This is a genomic window from Methanolobus sp., assembly GCF_016278365.1.
In the GTDB taxonomy this organism is placed as follows: Archaea; Halobacteriota; Methanosarcinia; order Methanosarcinales; family Methanosarcinaceae; genus Methanolobus.
In genome coordinates this window covers 208,691-222,723 of sequence record NZ_JADQBZ010000004.1, presented here as the reverse complement: position 1 = coordinate 222,723, position 14,033 = coordinate 208,691, and the positions used below count along the sequence as shown (strand labels likewise).

The following is a 14,033-nucleotide window of genomic DNA, read 5'->3' as shown; positions in this document are numbered from 1 at the left end:
AGATAAAAGATATTAGTTTTACTCTATACTCTTATCTTCGTTTGCAATGGTAACGAGTTCATTGACACAAGCAACTGCCATAGGCGTGCCACCACGTGTTCCGACACATGTGATGGAGGGAACATCCATGTTTCTGACAGCTTCCTTTGATTCTGCGGCATTGACAAAGCCCACAGGTGTGCCCACAATGATAGCCGGTCTGATGCCGTGCTCTATCATCCTGCATACTGCAAATGCAGCAGATGGCGCATTGCCGATAGCTACAATCGAGCCTTCAAGTATGTCCTTGCATTTCAGGAAACCTGCTGCGGTCCTTGTAATGCCGTACTTGAGGGCAAGTTCTGCATCCTCATCCTTATCGAGTACACAGATTATCTCGCAATTGTGACCTCTCTTGGTAATGCCTGCCTTGACCATGTTGATGTCTACAAGCATTGGAGCACCTTTTTTGATGGCTTCCACACCTGCTTTGATAGGGTCGTTGACAAAACGCATGAGATCCGCAACCGCAGGATCACCTGTTGAGGTAACACAACGCTGTTTGACACGGTCCTCAACCGTCTCATCGCCTACAAGTTTGCGGGCAATATTGCGGCTTGTCATGTAGATAGCCTTTGCTTCGTCGGTCTGTGAACCAAGGTCATTACAGATAGCAATAAGCTCCGGGTCGATCTCAGTAGTCATTTCCACAAGGTCTTCGATACTTGCGTCGGTCTTTTTGGATTCAGTAGTCATATTTCCTGTGATACCCCCTCGGAGTGATGATCCTCTTACCATACGGCGTGTCCCATATACGGGAGTCGTTAGTAGTAATAAGGATGGTGGTGCTCATGTCCACCCAGTCGTTATGGTCAAGTACCTCGCCAAGGGTTGTGACAATATAATCCTGGTCCTTGTCCCTCAGGGCATTCTTTACAAGACCTACAGGCACGGAATCATCCTTATGACGCCTGATGATCTCGATAGCCCGTGAGAAATTAGAATTACGCTGGCGGCTCTTGGGGTTGTAGAGAGACATTACAAAATCTGCTGAAGCTGCTGCATCAAGCCTTTTCTCAATGACTTCCCAGGGAGTCAGCAGGTCACTGAGGCTCACGGTACAGAAATCATTTACAATAGGCGCACCGAGAACACTGGCTGCAGCTGTGATAGCTGTTACACCTGGCAGCACCTCTATCTCAACGTTGAGGTTTGCGTGCTCTGCGACCTCAAGCACAAGGCCTGCCATGCCATAGATATTAGCATCTCCACCGCTGATCATGGAAACTACGTTACCCTGCGCAAGCTCCACTGCCTTACGTGCACGGTCTACTTCCTTACCCATTGCACTGCGGACAATGTTCTGCTTATCCAGCAGACTTGCCATCTGATCAAGATAAGTACCGTTACCGACAATATAATCGGAATTCAGTATGACCTCTCTTGCCTTTACTGTAAGGTGTTCCACGGAGCCTGGACCTATACCTATAATGTATAGCCTTCCTTTCCCGGATGCCTCACTCTGCGATTGCGATTGTGATCCTACCATAAACTTTCTTCCTTAGTATAAGTTCTTTTTTTTCCGATAGCGCCAGTGCAGCCGGTTCTGCCACACCTGTAAGCCCGAAGCGTTTTGCCTGCGAATCAGACGGCGCATCATACCTGTTCAATTCATCGTGATCTATGAACCTTAATTCGATCCCAAGGGCCTTTGATGCCTCATGAAGGCCCTCTTCGTTCTCTTTCAACTTTGCGGAGGCAAGCATCTGCACATCAGCGATGTCCCTTCCAAGTTCTGCCAGAGCATTATGCACAGCATCTATTGCTTCCTGACTGCTGATACCCCTGCGGGCTCCGATACCTACTATCATGAGATTTCTGCCTTCTCTTTTTTCAGGACGGACACATCATCGCCGACAATGACTATCCGGGGCCCTTTTATCTCAAGAATCTCCACATCCTGCTCCAGCAGGGCACAGTTGACCTGCACTGTGGAGGGTTTGTTGACGATATCACAGCCGAGGGATTTAGCGATGCCTTCAACCGAATTGCGATTATGCACTTCGGTCGCTGTCGTGATGACCGGAATCGGCCCGATCTCTGAGATCTTTCGGACCAGATCATTACCTCCATGGTGGCCTCCCAGCAGGGAAATGGCAAAATTCATGTTTGAATCCACCACCACTACCGCCGGGTCCTTCCACTTGTCCTGGATGAGTGGTGCGATATCACGCACAACTATCCCCGTGGCAAAGACCGCCACGATGGAATCATAATCCTCGAATGCTTTACTGAAGATATCCTTCCCATACATCAGGACATCAGCTTTAAGGTGCTCTGCAATACGCTGTGCAACTTCGAGATTGCGCTCGAAGGTTATGACAGCGGTTCTTGTGCCACTCCGTATAAGTAAGACCTCCCATAGTTCACAGGGTCCACAACTCCACCGATCAGTATCATAGCTGAGCGTTTGACACCTGCTTCTTTGACCTTGCCTGCAATATCAGCTACAGTACCTTTTATGATCTTCTGGTCAGGCCATGAAGCGTGGAAGACTACTGCCACTGGAGTTTCCGGCGGGTACTCAACCTTTTCCATGATCTCCTCGATCTTCTGGGTTCCAAGGAAAACAGCCATGGTCGCATTGTGCCTGGAGAGTTCCTTTATCTTGTCCTTTTCCAGGGTCTGTCCTGCCGGGCGTGTGATAATAAGTGTCTCAGAGACATTATTAAGTGTCAGCTGTGTTTGCAAGGCGGCAGCAGTGGCGAAAACGGAAGACACCCCCGGTATGATCTCAATTTCCACACCGGCGTTCTTTAACTCTTCCATCTGCTCCACAATAGACCCGTATAGAGACGGGTCACCGCTGTGTAGCCGGACTACTTTCTTGTCGGCTCTGAGACTGTCAAGTATGAGCTTATTGGTCTCGTCCAGGGTCAGACCATAACTGTCAATTTTCTCCCCTTTAGAGTAATCAAGTACTTTTGGATTCACAAGTGAGCCTGCATATATAACCAGGTCCGCCTCTTCCAGAAGTTCACGGCCTGCAACGGTTATATATTTCTCATTGCCCGGACCGGAACCTACAAAATATACTTTATTGTTCGTCATTGTGATACTCCTGTGAGTCACTCTTTTTCCGCGAAGATAATGCTGAAATAATTGCCTTTCTCCGGAATATTTTCCTGTTCCGCGATAATCACTTCATCAGGACTGAAGAGCCGTTCTGCAAAAGTGAATTTACTGTAACCTTCCTTTTTGAAGGAATCTATGATCTCAAGAGGTCTGCTGGCCTTTAACCGGATCTTATACTTGCTGTCAGATCCGTCACTTACCTCAAATGAAGCATCCACCTCTGCACCGGTCTGTGCGGCAAAGGAGGTTATCGAGCTGATACCCGGAATTGTTGAGGTCTCTACATCAGGATACAGCCTCTTCATCACGCGCTTGAGGTGAGTGAAAGTAGAGAAGAAATTGGGGTCACCGATAAGACCAAAGGAAACAAGATTATCTCTGGACTCCTCAGCTATCATCTCAGCGTTCTTCTTCCAGACTGCATTGAGCACGTTATAATCGGTCAGCATGGGGAAGTCCATTATCTCGGCTTCCGCATAGGGTGCTACCAGTTCTGCTGCAAGGCGGCCGGGAACGTAGACCTTGTAGCTCTTTTTGAGTGTTTCGACAGCTTTCAATGTCAGAAGTTCCGGGTCACCGGGTCCAAGTCCTACTCCAACAAGCATTTTTTGATCACCATACACTTAAGATTGTACTTACATAATTTCACTATGAATTGGCTATAATTATTACTAAACAGTATTACTAACAACTGTTGTTGTGCTTATCTTCGGCTGACCTGCCTACAACGACGTATACAGGATTCTCAGGCTTGAACATGGTCTCGCCGGTCAGCGGTGCACCACGTGACACTATAATGTGTAATACCTCATCGAATAAGCCAAGTTCTTTTAACTTATTTATTACATTTACGACTGTTTCTATCCTGACGGCATTCACCACGATGTTCCTTGCCTTTTTCTCTGCAAGGACCTCAAGCACCCGGGAGATGTTCTTCGTACCGCCGATGAATGCACAGTCAATACTGCCAACCGGCTGTTTGCTAAGAATATCAGAAGATTCGCCTGAATAGAGAGTTACATTATCTATGTTGAAGGAACTGAAATTAGTCCTTGCAACCTCGATTGCCTCTTTCCTGGCATCGATAGCATGGATCTTCAGATCATGCACCATCTTGCTGGCTTCGATGGACACAGCACCTGTACCGCAGCCAATATCGAAAAAACTATCCCCATTTTTTAAATCAAGTTTAGATAGGGATATTGCAATTATCTCGGGTTTTGTAGGTCCGCCACTTACATGCAAAAGTTCAGTCATGTTCCACCTTAACTAAGATAAACTGGAGTTAATTACTAAGATTAACCGGAGTTAAGTAGATATAAGTTGTCCCTCATAAAACTGTTGGACTATCTCAACATCCAAATAATCTTAATTTAAAAACTTCCAAATCCGAAGGGTTGTTCTACATGGCAGACGGTAAAAAAGCAAAGAAACTATTGGTCCTTGGTACTGCATCAGACGTCGGAAAGAGCATTATGGTCACAGGGCTTTGCAAGGTCCTTTCCCGAAAATACAAGGTTGCACCTTTCAAGGCACAGAACATGAGCCTGAACTCCTGGATAACAAAAGACGGCAAAGAGATAGGTATCGCCCAGGCAATACAAGCCAAGGCAGCCGGTGTAGAACCTACTGCCGATATGAATCCTGTCCTTCTGAAACCCAAAGGAGACAGGACATCCCAGGTGATAGTACTGGGCGAGCCATACGCCGACAAGTCTGCAGGCAACTATTATGATTCCATTGAGGAAATGCACGGTGTCCTCCGCGGGGCGCTTGAAAGACTGGAATCCGAATATGAGCTCATAGTAATGGAAGGTGCGGGAGGAGCAGCCGAGATCAACCTCTATGACCGCGACATCGTTAATGTGGGCACAGCCAGGATAACCGGCGCACCCATCATACTTGTAGGCGACATTGAGTCAGGAGGTGTCTTTGCAAGCCTATACGGCACCAAGGCCCTGCTTCCCGAGGACATTAGCAGGAACATCAAGGGATTTGTCATTAACAAATTCAGGGGTGATCCTGCCATACTCGAACCGGGACTCCGGCAGCTTGAAGAACTGACTGGTGTGCCTGTGCTGGGGGTGTTGCCCTATTACAATCTCAAGATACCTTCTGAGGATTCCATGGCTATACGCAAGAAGAAGAAAGGCCAGGAAAAGCAGGAAAATATTAACGATGTTGACATTGCTGTCATCCGCCTGCCCAGGATATCCAACTTCACTGATTTTGAGCCCCTTGAGAGGATAGCACGCGTCAGGTATGTCAATCCTGATGAAGACCTCGGGAAGCCGGACTGCATAATCATCCCCGGCACAAAGAACACTGTGAGCGACCTGCTGGACCTGAAGGAAAGTGGTATGGATGTACGGATACGCGCCCTGCAAGGCAAGATACCCATATTCGGCATATGTGGCGGGTACCAGATGCTTGGCAGGACCATACACGACTCAGGCATCGAGAACGGAGCAGAGGCTGACTACGAAGGTCTTGGCCTGCTGGATACGGAAACTTCCTTTGGAGAATACAAGAAGATGACCACCCAGGTTCGTAAGGAAGTCGTTGCCGAAGGACCCATATTCAAACACATTAAAGGCCAGGAGGTATGGGGTTACGAGATACACATGGGTACTACAAAGACTCCCAGAACTGTTTTTGGCAATGATGGCAGCATCGATGACAGCGGTACTGTTGTGGGCACCTATCTTCACGGCCTTTTCGAGAACGCGAATGTCAGGCATGCCCTCATGATATACCTTGCAGAGAAAAAAGGTGTTGAATATATACCTGAGGTTGTGACGACCGAAGAAGAAGCCTATGAAGAGCTTGCAGGGGTTGTGGAGAGTTGTCTTGACATGAAGAAGATATATGAAATGATAGAAGAACAAGACCAGCGTTAGAGTTCCTTTCCCAGCAGGCAGCATCGCCTACAGCTGCCTGCTTATTTGAGATTATATCTATTTTTTATTCATTATTGAATTTGGCTTGTAGAGTGCCAGCCAACTACATTTTTACATTTTCCAAATCAATAGCCATCTTTCTGAGAATAATATCTTAACCGCGAGGTATGCATAACAAAATAAACTAGACAAGAGAAAACAATATATACAATACAACTGATTGTAGGTTTAACTACATTAAGTAGACATGTATATAGGAGAACCACAATGCCGGAAAAAACACTGGACCTCATTGAACCTGAGACATCTGTAAAGATACTGAAACTTACGGGACAGAGATCCCTAAGAAAAAGAATCCTTGACATGGGACTGACACCGGGGACAAAAGTAGAAGTAATGCGAAGGGCGCCCCTGGGGGACCCCGTGGAATTCAAGATAAAAGGATACAACCTCTCTCTTCGGAAAAAAGAAGCACAGACGGTTCTCGTTGAAACTGTCGAATAGATAGAGCGGAGCGAGACAATGTTGGTGACAGAATGACAAAAAAAATAACAGTAGCTCTTGCGGGGAATCCGAATGTTGGGAAAACCTCCGTATTCAATGCGATAACCGGCTCAAGGCAACATGTTGGTAACTGGCCCGGTGTGACCGTTGAAAGGAAGATGGGAAAAAGGACCTACAAGAACATTGAGATGGAGATCGTAGACCTTCCCGGAACATATAGCCTTACAACATATTCCCTGGACGAGATAATTGCGCGCGATTTCCTGATAGAGGAAAAGCCGGACATTGTAGTACAGGTCATAGATGCAACGAACCTTGAGAGGAACCTTTACCTGTCGACCCAGTTGATGGAACTGGGTGTGAAACTGGTAATTGCACTCAATATGAAAGACCTTGCCCTTGCAAAAGGAAACAGGATCGATGAGGAAAAGATACAGGAATTCCTGGATGTGCCAGTGATACCTACAATCGCAAGCAAAGGCACCGGTATTGAAAGCCTGCTGGATGCCATTATAGAAGAGGCATCTAAGGCCAGGACAAATGATGATCCATTAAGTTATGACGAATCGACAGAGGGCAGGGTACATGAACTTGAGATGATCCTTAAAAGTGACCAGTACTTTGCACATTATCCTTCAAGATGGTTCAGCATAAAGTTACTTGAGGGTGATGAAAATATAATCAAAAAAGCACAGGAGAGTGAGAAATACACTCCGATCAGGGAGATACTCAGGAAGACGGATGCGGACAATTTTGAAACAAAGATCGCAGACCAGCGGTACAGTACTATCCAGGCCATGCTGAGACAGGTATGTGATATCAACACATGCCATCTCAGTGGTTCAGACATGGTTGACCGCGTTGTGACAAACAAACTACTGGGAATCCCCATATTTCTTGCATTGATGTGGGCGGCGTTTGAACTAACATTCACATTTGCCACTCCGTTCATGAACATGATTGATATCTTCTTCGGATGGCTTGCAGGTGCAACTGCCGAAGTTATCAGCACAGAGTGGCTGGCTTCCCTTGTAGGCGACGGCATCATTGCAGGCATCGGATCCGTGCTAATATTCCTTCCGAACATACTGCTGCTCTTCTTCATGCTCTCCCTTATGGAAGATAGCGGATACATGGCAAGAGCGGCATTCATCATGGACAGGGTCATGGGCAGGATAGGGCTTCATGGAAAATCCTTTATTCCCCTGATAATGGGATTCGGTTGTAATGTGCCTGCGATAATGGCAACAAGAACCATCGAGGACCCCCGGGACAGGCTTATCACCATACTTGTCGCTCCGTTCATATCCTGCGGTGCAAGATTACCTGTTTACGTGCTCCTGGCCGGAGCGTTCTTCGGGAGAGATGCAGGAATCGTAATTTTCGGACTCTATGCGCTTGGAATACTGGTTGCGGTGTTAAGTGCAAAGCTCATGAGGACAACAGTCCTCAGGGGAGAAGATGCACCTTTCATCATGGAACTTCCCGATTACCGCCTGCCTACTCTTAAGGGCAGTTTCATCCACATGTGGGAAAGAGCTAAAATATACCTGAAAAAGGCTGGCGGAATAATACTCATCGGTGTTGTAGGTGTATGGCTGCTGGCATCCATTCCTGCACCCGGTAGTGGCGGGATTTTCGGATCTGAAGAAATATACGGCAGCACCGATTCACTTGTAGGAGCGCTAGGGCACCTGATAGAGCCTTTAGTCGCACCCCTTGGATTTGACTGGAGGATAGCTGTTGCACTGGTATTTGGTATTGTTGCCAAGGAGATAGTTGTAGGATCCATGGGCGTGCTCTACGGCGCCGGAGAGGACGAACAGAACCTGTCCAATATTCTGGCAGCCGGAGCAATGACACCCCTTACAGGGCTTGGACTTATGGTGTTCACTCTTCTCTACGTGCCTTGCTTTGCCTGTATAGGCGTTATAAAAAGAGAGACAGGGTCATGGAAATGGACACTTTTCCAGCTTGTATACGGAACAGGGCTGGCATGGGGTTTTGCATTCACTCTGTATCAGGTAGGAAGCAGGACAGGTTTCCTTACTTGAGGATCAGGAAAAGATAGAAAATAGAGAGAGGGAAACAGATGGAACAAACTAATCAAAACAAAGAACTCCTGTTCGCATTACTTGCCGGAGTCCTGTACTCCGTTTTTGGAATACTTCACATTGCAGAAGGACTGAGCATAAATACAGGGATCGCAGAGGTTTTGTTCATTTCCGGAGATATTCTTGGAGGAGCATGCCTTGTGATAATCGGAACCGTGTTCCTCTACGGGTCAAGGGAAATGACAAAAGGTGTCAATGCAGGAGTTTCCTTTGTCTATGTGGGAATACTGTTATCGCTTGTATTCATGGCAGTATATATCCTGACAATGGGAGGGAATCTCCTGGATTCATTTATTGTCCCGGATGATTATGAAGGATGGAGCGCTATGGAGAACTTCAGGCCGGGAATATACCTGGGGATACTTCCATTCATGGGGATACTGTATTGGAAAAACAGGTTCTCACTCAACGAGATACTTGTAGTCAGGGAGGCAGCATGATAATAGGTTACAACTTTTTTTTAAAAAGAATAGCTGCAATGATGGATTCAAAAGAGAATATCACCATGGGAACGATTGCAAGCCGCCTGAACCTCAGACAGGATGAGTTCAAGGACCTGCTCAACATCATGGAAAAAAGAGGGGACCTCAAAGCTATTGTACAAAACGCAGGAACATGTGAAGGAAAATGTGCAGGATGCCGGAGCTCCTGCGCAGCAACCTTTAGCTCTTCCGCACAGAAGAGCACAATATATTACCAGCTAACGGAAAAAGGCAGAAGCGTCTGTGGGAAATTGTCCTGAAAACTGCTACATGTGATCTTGATCAAACCTGCCTTTGTATTCTTTTCTTTCCTGTCTGTCTTTAGTTCCAATACTCTTGTTCCGTAGTTGCCCTGTTTTCAAAAGCCATAAGTTATAAATAGAATTGGCGCTCTTTATCCATTATTGTACAAACATATACATTAATGCTTTTAGAGGTGCTTGGATGAAGGCGTATATCAAGAAAGTAAGTGAAGGGCAGGACCTGACAATAAAGGAAGCTGAGGATGCTATCACCAAGATATTCACAGAGTCCACTGATGCCCAGATCGCAGGCCTGCTAATGGCCTTAAAAGTGAAAGGTGAGACTGCAGATGAGATTGCCGGGTTTGCCACCGGGATGAAAAAAGCAGCCAATCTTATCTATCCTGAAGTAAAAGGAACACTGATTGATATTGTCGGGACGGGGGCTGACAGGCATAATACCATCAATGTTTCAACTGCCGCAGCTATTGTCACTGCCGCCGCCGGCATTCCAGTGGCAAAGCATGGCAACCGTTCCATTACTTCACTCTCGGGAAGTGCTGATGTACTCAGGGAGTTAGGAATAAAGGTGGACAAGAGCCCTGCGGAAGTTAAACGGACCATTGAAAAAGCAGGTATAGGATTCATGTTCGCCCCTGTTTTCCATCCATCCATGAAAAGAGTTGCAGGTATAAGGCAGGAACTTGGTATAAGGACAGTATTCAACATACTGGGGCCACTGACAAACCCTGCCAATGCAAAAGCACAGCTGGTAGGAGTCTTTGACAGCAGGTTGTGTAAGACCTTTGCCGAGGTCATGAAGAAAATGGGAGTTGAAAGGGCAATGGTTGTCCACGGCGACGGCATGGATGAGATATCCAGCATAGCCGAGACATGCGTGGCCGAACTCAGGGATGGCAGGATAAAGACATATACCCTTACTCCTGAAGAGCTTGGGATCAACAGGGCAAAAGCGACAGACATTGTCGGCGGGACACCAAAAGAGAATGCAAGGGACATAATTTACATCCTCAATGGAGAAAAGGGCCCCAAGAGAGATATCATTGTCATCAACTCTGCTGCTGCCCTGTACCTGGCAGGCATGGCTGACTCGATAAAAGAAGCCATCCCACTGGTTGAAGAAATCATAGATAGCGGCAGGGCGCTTGAAAAGCTGATGGATTTCTGCGATGATAAGAACGCCTGTGAGGCAATAAATGAAACACATGCCAAAAGTGAAGATATGCGGTATGCGATGTGCTGAAGACATAGATATGGCTGTAAGGTGCGGAGCAGATGCAGTGGGTTTTATCACCGATGTTCCGGTGCAGACCTCCAGGAAGATAGACCCGGATACTGCAGCAGGGCTTATCCGGCATGTGCCACTCTTTGTTGAGTCTGTCCTTGTAATAATGCCATACAATACTGATCACGCCCTAGAGCTCGTAAGAAAAACCCACCCGGATAGTATTCAGCTCCATAATGACATGGGGCCGGAGGATATAGAAATCATCCGAAATGGAATTAATGGCACCCGGCAAAGAATCATCAAGACATTCACAGTGCCTCCGGGAGCGAGGGAAGTGACGACCGCAGGCCTGATAGCACAGATAGAGGCACTTAGTGAGACAGGCCTGGTAGATGGTGTACTGCTGGATTCCGGAAAGAACGGGATGAGCGGCGGTACAGGAATCACTCATGACTGGTCGGTGAGCAGAGAGATAGTGGAGAATACCGATATCCCAATAATACTTGCCGGCGGACTGAAGCCGGAAAACGTTCGGGACGCTGTTGAACAGGTCCGGCCATTCGCTGTGGATACAGCCTCGGGAGTGGAGACGGAAGGGAACAAAGACCCTGCAAAAGTGTGCAGGTTCATAAGAGAAGCAAGGTGTATCAATGGTTGATTTTGATCTTAATAAGGAAGAGTTCATATCCCTTGTCAGGGGGTCACAGAAACCTGCCATAGTGCAACTCATGGCAAAGGTGCCAAGCGTATGCACCCCGCTGCAGTTATACGCAACCCTGCAGAATGCAGGACATTCGTACCTCCTGGAGTCCGTCGAGAAGGAAAAAAGGCATGCCAGGTACTCTTTCGTGGGTTCCGAGCCGGAGATAGTGGTGTCCATAAAGGACAGGTTCCTGACCATAGAATGCCAGATCAGCTCCGAACTTTCACAGTACATATACAGGAGAGTTAAGCGCATGGGCCAGATGGAATCTCTCATCGGGGGCAAGTACAGGGTGAAAATAGAAGATGATAAAGATGCCTTGGATGCTTTCCGCAGCGTATTCCCTACAAGCAATGATGTTATCCTCCTGAATCAAAAACGCTTTGACAGACAAACCTTCCTGGGAGGGGCGATCGGATACAACAGTTACGACTTTGTGTACGATTCGTGGCTGGAGATTGGCAAGAAACCGGATGCTGATGCACCGGATATGCATTTTGCCATTATGACGAAGACCTTTGTTTTTGACCATATGACCGGTGAAACATACATTGTTATCTCACCCTTTGTGACAGGCGAAAGTGATCTTGAGGCTGTATACGAGCACGCCTGTGAGGACTCACGGCTGATGGAAAGGTCACTTAATATGGCTTCAGTAATTGGGATAAGTGACAGTATCCTGGGAGAAGTGAACGCGGAAGAGCCAGTGCCAGATACTGACCAAAGAACCTTTGAGAAGGCTGTCCTTCGGGCAAAACAACATATCATCGATGGTGATATCTTCCAGATAGTGCTCTCCAGACGCTACACGGTCAGGATGGGACAGACACCCCTTCAATTGTACATAAGGTTAAGGAATATCAACCCAAGCCCTTATATGTATATATTCAATTTTAGAGATATCGGTATCGTGGGTGCAAGCCCTGAGACTCTTATGACCGTCTACGACAGGAAGGTCATAACCAATCCTATAGCAGGAACTTGTCCAAGAGGTAGTGATGAAGAGGAGGACAAAACACTTGCTGCCCTGATGCTCGATGATGAGAAGGAAAGAGCCGAGCATATAATGCTTGTGGACCTGGGCCGCAATGATGTGAGGATGGTATCAAAAGGAGGCACAGTCAGGGTCGATGATCTGATGAGCGTCATCAAGTACTCCCATGTGCAACATATTGAAAGTACGGTGAGCGGGGAAATGAGAGATGACTGCGATCAGTTTGCCGCCACACGTGCCATCTTTCCGGCAGGTACACTGTCAGGCGCTCCAAAGATCAGGGCAATGGAAATAATAGATGCCCTCGAACCGGAGTCAAGAGGAATCTACGGCGGAGGCGTAGGCTATTATTCCTGGAACGGGGATGCCGACTTTGCAATCGTAATAAGGACAGTGCTGATCAAAAACAACACTGCCCATGTGCAGGCCGGTGCCGGAATAGTTGCCGATTCCGATCCCACTTACGAATACCAGGAAACCGAGAGAAAGATGGCTGCAATGATAAAAGCCATAGGAGGGAAGTAATGAAAGTATTATTCATCGACAACAAGGATTCTTTTGTATGGAACCTCGTGGATTATGTTTCCGTTTTCGAGCCGGATACCATGGTAGTCCCAAATACGATCTCAGTCGATGAGGTGAGGCAGATTAAGCCCGATGCTATCGTCATATCTCCGGGACCCGGCACCCCCCACAAATCCACGGATGTAGGTGCATGCCTGGACATCATCAGGGAGTTCGGGGCAGAAATCCCGATGATGGGAATCTGTTTTGGTCATCAGGCCATAAATGCTGCTTTCGGAGGGACTGTCGGGCATGCAAAGAGTGGACCGGTACATGGAAAGACTTCCGATATAAGTCACAAAGGTTCACAACTATTTGAAGGCCTGCCGGAAAATTTTAAAGTTGGAAGGTATCACTCTCTTGCAATAAGTGAATTGGCAGAAGGCCTGATAGTGACTGCAACAACTTCAGACGGCATCATCATGGCCGTGGAGCACAAGGAATACCCTGTTTACGGAGTGCAGTTCCACCCGGAATCCATCCTTACCGAAAAAGGCATGCGTATCATCGGCAACTTCCTGAGAATTGCAGGCATGGGTAAGGATTAAGCCTTTACAGGCTTATTAGGTATCATGCTTGTAGGGATCACAGGAACACCGGGAACCGGGAAAACATCTGTTACAGAGTTACTGGAAAACAGGACACAGTACCGTGTCATTCATATAAACGAACTCATTAAGAAGGAGAAACTCTACTGCGAAGTTGATAATGAAAGGGATTGCGTGGTTGCTGACATGGACCTTGTGGACCGGCGTGTCAGGGAAATGGCAAGTACCGACGAAATTACTGTTCTTGACAGCCATCTTTCTCACCATCTGGCTGACAGTGTCATTGTACTGAGGACAAAGCCGGAGGTACTCAGAGAAAGGCTGCAAAAGAGGAACTATTCCACTGAAAAAGTAGAGGAGAATCTTGAAGCTGAAGCCCTAGACATAATCCTTTGCGAGTCGGCAGAGTGGTGCGATAATATCTTTGAGATCAATACTACATCCCAGTCAGTGGAAAGAACGTTCAATGACATACTAAATATTCTGGATGGACTTGTCAGAGGTAAAGAGAAAGAACTGGCTGACAGGTACAGACCGGGTTCTGTAGACTGGAGTGAGGAGTTCTTCGGCTGAGCATTCATTCTTTTACTATCATTTTGATACCGCTATTGCAGGAAAC

17 protein-coding genes are annotated in these 14,033 nt (G+C 47.1%); 10 read left to right on the top strand and 7 right to left on the bottom strand.

Annotated elements, in window-relative coordinates; all coding sequences use genetic code 11:
* Positions 1–18 precede the first annotated feature (18 nt).
* From QZZ22_RS04680 to cbiT, 7 genes are all read right to left on the bottom strand, one after another.
* Complete coding sequence (locus tag QZZ22_RS04680; protein ID WP_292463081.1) at positions 19–735, bottom strand: precorrin-8X methylmutase; 717 nt, start codon at positions 733–735, stop codon at positions 19–21.
* Positions 725–1,528 carry a precorrin-3B C(17)-methyltransferase gene (gene cobJ / locus QZZ22_RS04675; RefSeq protein ID WP_292463080.1) on the bottom strand — a complete coding sequence of 268 codons (804 nt, stop codon included), beginning with the start codon at positions 1,526–1,528 and terminating at the stop codon, positions 725–727. The genes QZZ22_RS04680 and cobJ overlap by 11 nt, the downstream gene beginning before the upstream one ends.
* Positions 1,497–1,850 carry a cobalamin biosynthesis protein gene (locus QZZ22_RS04670; protein ID WP_292463079.1) on the bottom strand — a complete coding sequence of 118 codons (354 nt, stop codon included), beginning with the start codon at positions 1,848–1,850 and terminating at the stop codon, positions 1,497–1,499. The genes cobJ and QZZ22_RS04670 overlap by 32 nt, the downstream gene beginning before the upstream one ends.
* A complete protein-coding gene (locus QZZ22_RS04665) occupies positions 1,847–2,293 on the bottom strand; it encodes a cobalamin biosynthesis protein CbiG (protein WP_292463078.1) in 447 nt (148 codons plus the stop codon). Before QZZ22_RS04665 ends, QZZ22_RS04670 begins: the two co-directional genes overlap by 4 nt.
* Before the next feature lie 62 nt (positions 2,294–2,355).
* Positions 2,356–3,090 (bottom strand): precorrin-4 C(11)-methyltransferase, encoded by a 735-nt coding sequence (gene cobM, locus QZZ22_RS04660; protein ID WP_015053969.1) that lies wholly within the window; start codon positions 3,088–3,090, stop codon positions 2,356–2,358.
* Between the two features lie 17 nt (positions 3,091–3,107).
* Positions 3,108–3,719, bottom strand: coding sequence for a cobalt-factor II C(20)-methyltransferase (locus QZZ22_RS04655; RefSeq protein ID WP_292463076.1), 612 nt, complete (start codon positions 3,717–3,719; stop codon positions 3,108–3,110).
* A gap of 79 nt (positions 3,720–3,798) precedes the next feature.
* The gene (cbiT, locus tag QZZ22_RS04650; RefSeq protein ID WP_292463075.1) at positions 3,799–4,371 is read right to left on the bottom strand and encodes a precorrin-6Y C5,15-methyltransferase (decarboxylating) subunit CbiT; all 573 of its coding nucleotides are present in this window, start codon (positions 4,369–4,371) and stop codon (positions 3,799–3,801) included.
* 149 nt (positions 4,372–4,520) lie between these two features.
* On the opposite strand from cbiT, the gene QZZ22_RS04645 reads away from it, so the two are divergent.
* The 10 genes from QZZ22_RS04645 to QZZ22_RS04600 all read left to right on the top strand — a co-directional run bounded on the left by QZZ22_RS04645 (position 4,521) and on the right by QZZ22_RS04600 (position 13,987).
* Positions 4,521–6,014 carry a cobyric acid synthase gene (locus QZZ22_RS04645; protein WP_292463074.1) on the top strand — a complete coding sequence of 498 codons (1,494 nt, stop codon included), beginning with the start codon at positions 4,521–4,523 and terminating at the stop codon, positions 6,012–6,014.
* Between the two features lie 267 nt (positions 6,015–6,281).
* Positions 6,282–6,518 carry a ferrous iron transport protein A gene (locus QZZ22_RS04640; RefSeq protein WP_015053965.1) on the top strand — a complete coding sequence of 79 codons (237 nt, stop codon included), beginning with the start codon at positions 6,282–6,284 and terminating at the stop codon, positions 6,516–6,518.
* Positions 6,519–6,550: 32 nt separating this feature from the next.
* Entirely contained in the window at positions 6,551–8,572 is a 2,022-nt protein-coding gene (gene feoB / locus QZZ22_RS04635; RefSeq protein ID WP_292463073.1) for a ferrous iron transport protein B, read from the top strand.
* Between the two features lie 38 nt (positions 8,573–8,610).
* Positions 8,611–9,072: a hypothetical protein gene (locus QZZ22_RS04630; protein ID WP_292463072.1), complete on the top strand. Its 462-nt coding sequence runs from the start codon at positions 8,611–8,613 to the stop codon at positions 9,070–9,072.
* The gene (locus QZZ22_RS04625) at positions 9,069–9,374 is read left to right on the top strand and encodes a FeoC-like transcriptional regulator (protein ID WP_292463071.1); all 306 of its coding nucleotides are present in this window, start codon (positions 9,069–9,071) and stop codon (positions 9,372–9,374) included. Before QZZ22_RS04630 ends, QZZ22_RS04625 begins: the two co-directional genes overlap by 4 nt.
* Before the next feature lie 184 nt (positions 9,375–9,558).
* A complete protein-coding gene (gene trpD, locus QZZ22_RS04620) occupies positions 9,559–10,620 on the top strand; it encodes an anthranilate phosphoribosyltransferase (protein WP_292463069.1) in 1,062 nt (353 codons plus the stop codon).
* Positions 10,574–11,263 (top strand): phosphoribosylanthranilate isomerase, encoded by a 690-nt coding sequence (locus QZZ22_RS04615; protein WP_292463068.1) that lies wholly within the window; start codon positions 10,574–10,576, stop codon positions 11,261–11,263. The genes trpD and QZZ22_RS04615 overlap by 47 nt, the downstream gene beginning before the upstream one ends.
* Positions 11,256–12,827 (top strand): anthranilate synthase component I, encoded by a 1,572-nt coding sequence (trpE, locus tag QZZ22_RS04610; protein ID WP_292463067.1) that lies wholly within the window; start codon positions 11,256–11,258, stop codon positions 12,825–12,827. Before QZZ22_RS04615 ends, trpE begins: the two co-directional genes overlap by 8 nt.
* The gene (locus QZZ22_RS04605; RefSeq protein WP_292463066.1) at positions 12,827–13,414 is read left to right on the top strand and encodes an aminodeoxychorismate/anthranilate synthase component II; all 588 of its coding nucleotides are present in this window, start codon (positions 12,827–12,829) and stop codon (positions 13,412–13,414) included. Before trpE ends, QZZ22_RS04605 begins: the two co-directional genes overlap by 1 nt.
* Positions 13,415–13,438: 24 nt before the next feature.
* Positions 13,439–13,987, top strand: coding sequence for an adenylate kinase family protein (locus tag QZZ22_RS04600; protein ID WP_292463065.1), 549 nt, complete (start codon positions 13,439–13,441; stop codon positions 13,985–13,987).
* Positions 13,988–14,033: the final 46 nt, after the last annotated feature.